Source organism: Atribacter sp. (assembly GCF_035418125.1).
GTDB classification, from domain to species: Bacteria; Atribacterota; Atribacteria; order Atribacterales; family Atribacteraceae; genus Atribacter; species Atribacter allofermentans.
On sequence record NZ_DAOLQM010000211.1, the window covers coordinates 1 to 3,896 of the forward strand.

The following is a 3,896-nucleotide window of genomic DNA, read 5'->3' on the forward strand; positions in this document are numbered from 1 at the left end:
CAAGGAAAAAATCTAAAGACGATACCCCGCAGCTTGCTGCGGGGAGGGTTCATTAATTTTAAATTTTATGATTAATCGATTATTCACCAGATGGTATTTATTTCCGTTTTTATTTGGTGTTTATGTGGTTAATTCATTCTACACTAATTACATTTTTGATACTCAAGTACAAGAAGTTGCAATTTTATCAGTATTTGTTGTTCTTTTCCTTTATCTTGTTTGGTATATTTTTAATTTTTTATTTAAGAATGTTAGTAAATCCTCATTAATAACCTTTGTATTCGCGACTTTGTTCTTTTCTTTTCAAAACACAGTTTCATATCTTCGACTAATAGCCATAAGAGGTGAAAATATTGATCTTGCTAGATATTGGTTATCTAGAAATGGGCAGATACTAGTATTCACCATTACCTTAATACTATTCGTATTTATCCTTATGGCTATCAAAAATCTAAAAAAAATACCAAACAGCACCTTGGTGTTTTTAAATATCGCAACGATTTTATTATTAATTTTCTCCATTTTCCGATTAATCCAAAAAATTGAACAAGATAAAGAAGTGAGGAAGGAATTTGTGCGTTCCTGGGACACTTTCCTGGAAAGTTCTACGCAATTCGCTAACTCTAATAACGAATTAACCCCCAATGTGTATTATATCATCTTGGATGGTTTTGCCCGATCTGATATTCTTCTGGAACTTTATCATTATGATAATTCCAACTTCATTCAGGCACTCAAGGAACGTGGTTTTTATATCGGGGAAGATAGTTATTCGAATTATTCTCAAACGAGAACTTCACTTCCCAGTTCTATGAATTTTATGTATCTTCTGAATCTAGAAAAATTTCGTGATCAACAAGACATCAGCAATTTTCCTCTTTATTACATGTTGGAAAATAGCATTGTGGAAAATCAGTTCTCCGCTTTTGGTTACAGGATGATCAGTTTTATTTCCGACTATAGTTTTTCAAATTTTTCTGATTGGGATGAGCATTACGAGAACAAATTTATACCCCCCAGATTTACCCAAACCTTTTTTAACTCAACGGCAGCGTCTGTCTTTGTAAATCCATATTTGTACAAATGGCATAGATATAATGTGAATTTCATATTCGACGGACTATCGAAAACCCCAATGCTAAAAGGACCATTTTTTGTTTTTGCTCATATTTCATGCCCACATCCACCTTTTGTTTTTGAAGCTGATGGCAAACTAAAAAAAGAAGGAAGATTATTTTTGAGTAATGATCAGGATGGTTTTCAGCTTATTGGAACCTCTGAGGAGTATCTATTAGGATATCGAGATCAAGTGAAATATTTGGAAAAGAAAACGTTGTCTATGATTGATGAAATTTTGAACAATTCTTCGGAACCATTAATTCTAATTTTACAGGCTGATCATGGCCCGGGAATGCAGTCTTACTTTATGGGTGTTGAAAATGTAAATCTTGAAGAGAGAATGTCAATCTTAAATGCATATTATTTCTTTGATCAAGACTATCGTTCTCTTTATCCTTCAATTTCTCCAGTAAATACGTTCAGAGTGATTTTTTCTCAATACTTGGGTATTGAATTACCCTTACTGGAGGATTACCAGTATTATTCGACTTTCCTAACCCCATACGATTTAATTCCCGTGAGTGAAAAAATACAAAAAGGTAGCACTGCGGAATAGTGACCAGATTACACTTAGCAGCGAATATCATTCTAACAACTCATATAATCGTATATTTTCATCAACCCAAATTTTTCTGAGATGTTTAGGGGGAAGCTCATAGACCAATGTGTTCAATGCTTTTTGATGATTTCTTTTTTCGTCATGAGAATAAACAAAATAAAGAGCATCGTTCAGATTGAGTTGTAAATGAGTAATCCCCTGTTGTATAAGGGAGACTGTAATTCGGTCAACTTCGGTTTCCTTCACTATTGTTGTCCAGTACGCCTGGCTAACATCAGCAATGCATTTACCCGCGATACAATAATAACCCCTACCATCCCAAGGTAAAAACACACGCACACTGGATGATAAATGATCATTTATGTATTCAATCCCTTTAAAATCGTCAATTATGTTTCCAAGGAATTTTGCTTTTGATTCCGCTCCAAGTAATACTTTTAGAGGATGGGTGATGGCCAATAGTCTACCTATAACTACGAATGAAACGAAAATGGTCCCACCAATTATTCCAAGTGTAAGCACCCGAAATATCTTTTTAAAGCTACTTTTATTAATAATTGTAGTGATTGAAACGGCGCTTAAAATACTTGCCAATGGATAAACTGGTAATAAAAACCTGTTTTGTTGCATTCCTGTTGCCCAGGTAATGAATAACATTATTGCAAAGAATGACAGAGAGCCTACTAATTTTCTTATTTCTTGTGGAATCTTGGATTTAATAAAGGGCAATATGAAGACTGAAAGAAAAACAGGGTTTGGAAAGTCAACATCTCCTAGAAAAGTACCAAATTGATAATATTTTATATAGAGAGAAATGGGTAATAGTAAATAATCGTACCAGTTTTTTCCAGTACCGAAACTACGTGTGTAATCCATAGCAAATTCAAGCTCAACTGGGTTGATGGATTTTTGTTGCAAAAAGAAAGGGAAAATTGGGTTGCCGGTCCAGATTATATTCTTAAGGTACCAGGGAGACGCGAATAACACTGCAAAAAACACGAAACATAAAGCTTCTTTTGTAAGTGATTTTAAGTCGGTGAGGGATTTAATATTTTTTAAGAATTGCAAACAGATAAAGAGGACGATAATTCCTAGACCCCAAAGTGCCATATATTTAGTGCTTAGCGCCAGTCCCTGAAAAACACCTGCAAGTAAGAGGAATTTTGTGGATCTCTCTTTACTCCATAGCAGGGCAAAATTAATCGCTAAGAATTGGGTGACTGACCAGGCGATATCTACATAAGCTAACACACCCCATGTAATCAAAATTGGTGTTCCAAGTAAAAGAGCAATGGACAAAAAACCCGTTATTTCCGATATCCATTTTTTACAAAAGGCATATGTTGATAGCAAAAGGATTATCAGAAAGGAAAAATTAATTACTTTTGCAACAATATCAGACCCGAGTCCCATTCCGAGCATGTTTAGCATTTGCCAGATAAAGGGATAATAAGTAAGCCAGTTTTCAGGTATTGGGATGATCTTTCCGGCGTCTAAAAACAAGCGCGGCCCCTGCAGATGATACATTAAACCGTCATAATCCCAAGGAGGTGTCAGTGTCTGTAAAAAAGCCAGCATTAGCGCCAGCGCTCCCGCGGTAAAGAAAAATTTTTTAATGAATGAAAAACCCCGCCAAATCTCAGGGAATCGCTTGATGTGTGATAACCCTTCGGTCAGAACCTCCACACTGTTTTTGAAGGCGATGATAGCGAAAATGACCAACAGAATGGTGTGATGAATTGGCTTGAGCCAACCCAGCAACCCCATAAAGAATTCGGCATAACCGATTGCCGCCAGGCCCAGGGGCAAGCTAATGACGGTGCGCTCGATGAATGACCAGTCGCCGAGTTTAAAAGGACGCAGCAAAATTATCCCCAGACCTGCAGCCAGGAACAACACCAGCCCTGCCAGCACGAGCGCGAATACGGCATCGCGGAACCCCCCCGAATTAAGGTCATCCAGGTGAGGGGCGTGCTGAATGTTCGGGCTATGGATGAGTAAATAACCCAGAAAAAGCGCCATAACCGTCAAAGCGGTGTAAAAAATATAGTTGTTCTTCAATCAGTTTTTCCTATCAGTCAGTCTTTTTTTGGAAGATTTAAATCACCCCCCGCTCTTTTCCACCGCGGCCAACAGGGCTTCGGCGAAGGCGCGCGCCTGGGAGGCGGTGAGATACAGGTGGCTTTCTTCGTTGCGCAGCAGCCGTTCGCTTTCAGCG

At 37.6% G+C, this 3,896-nt stretch carries 2 protein-coding genes; one reads left to right on the forward strand and one right to left on the reverse strand.

Features of this window, described 5'->3' with window-relative positions; genetic code table 11:
- Positions 1–67: 67 nt before the first annotated feature.
- On the forward strand, positions 68–1,675 hold the full coding sequence (locus tag PLK24_RS09335) for a sulfatase-like hydrolase/transferase (protein ID WP_324478482.1): 1,608 nt from the start codon (positions 68–70) through the stop codon (positions 1,673–1,675).
- A gap of 27 nt (positions 1,676–1,702) precedes the next feature.
- Here PLK24_RS09335 and PLK24_RS09340 read toward each other — a convergent pair whose 3' ends face one another.
- A complete protein-coding gene (locus tag PLK24_RS09340; RefSeq protein ID WP_324478484.1) occupies positions 1,703–3,739 on the reverse strand; it encodes an ArnT family glycosyltransferase in 2,037 nt (678 codons plus the stop codon).
- Positions 3,740–3,896 lie beyond the last annotated feature (157 nt).

Excerpts from the sequence above, each read along its gene's own strand:
- PLK24_RS09335 (WP_324478482.1), top strand. The coding sequence starts at position 68 with ATGATTAATCGATTATTCACCAGATGGTATTTATTTCCGTTTTTATTT.